Origin of the sequence: Limnobacter sp. CACIAM 66H1, from assembly GCF_001601825.1 — a bacterium.
Lineage (GTDB): Bacteria > Pseudomonadota > Gammaproteobacteria > Burkholderiales > Burkholderiaceae_B > Limnobacter.
The window spans coordinates 31,917-32,972 of record NZ_LUJK01000040.1 but is presented as its reverse complement, the minus strand read 5'-3'; the positions used below and the strand labels follow the sequence as shown (position 1 = coordinate 32,972).

At 62.5% G+C, this 1,056-nt stretch carries 1 protein-coding gene; it reads left to right on the top strand.

Annotation, left to right across the window (positions count from 1 at the left end; all coding sequences use genetic code 11):
- Window positions 1–357 precede the first annotated feature (357 nt).
- A partial coding sequence (locus A0129_RS11675; RefSeq protein ID WP_291715171.1) for a P1 family peptidase occupies window positions 358–1,056 on the top strand: 699 nt, incomplete at its 3' end.

Below are 1,056 nucleotides of genomic sequence, written 5' to 3'. Positions count from 1 at the left end.
CATCTGGGCTTGGGCATCAATCCCCGGGTGTGGCGGATCGTGGCCGACACGCTGGCGGAGACGTGAGGGCGTGTCGAACGATCGGCCTTTGCTCCAAACCAACGCATACGAACCTTAATTTGTCGCTAAACCGCTATGCAACGCCGTGCGCCGCAGCCACGGCTGCTGAATACTCGAGGGCGTGGCCGCCCGGACACAGCTTGAGGCCGCGAAAGGAGCTTGCGGGACATCGCGCGTCGCATTGCAGCGGCCGAGTACGCGCGCCTATGACCATCAACCGTCCCCCTTCTTCGCCACGGCCATTCGACAGCATTTTTGATTTGACGGAGTCGAGCGCGGACCTGACAAGGGGTACCTATGATTTTGAGCAAGGTGATTGCAGCGCTAGGTTTTCTGGCCATGACCGCCCCTGTGCCGCCCGTCGAACGGGCCCGCGATGCTGGCGTGATCATCGGCGTTCTCGAGCCGGGTCCATTAAACGCCATTACCGATGTTGACGGGGTCAAGGTCGGCCACGTCACGATCGAGGAAGGCAAAGACATCCATACCGGCGTCACGGCGATTCTGCCACACGGGGGCAATCTCTTTCGCTCGCGCGTTCCGGCCGGCTTTGTTGCCTTCAATGCGTTCGGGAAGTTTGCAGGCTCTACTCAAGTTGTAGAGCTCGGCGAAACAGAGACACCGATCCTGCTGACCAACACGCTCAACGTCCCCGAAGCCGCGGCGGCGGCGATCGATTGGACGCTCACTCAACCGGGCAATGAGGCTGTCCGGTCGGTCAACGCGGTCGTCGGCGAAACGAACGACGGCGTTCTCAACGACATCCGACGTCGCCGCGTGACGGTAGCCGACGCCCGACGCGCGATCGAAGGCGCGACAGGCGGAGCGATCGCCGAAGGGTCGGTCGGCGCGGGTACCGGAACGGTGGCGTTCGGATTTAAGGGAGGGATCGGCACTGCCTCGCGCAAGCTGGCGAGTACACAAGGCGGTTACACTCTCGGCGTGTTGGTCCAGAGCAATTATGGCGGTGTGCTGAACATCGCCGGCGTGCCGGTC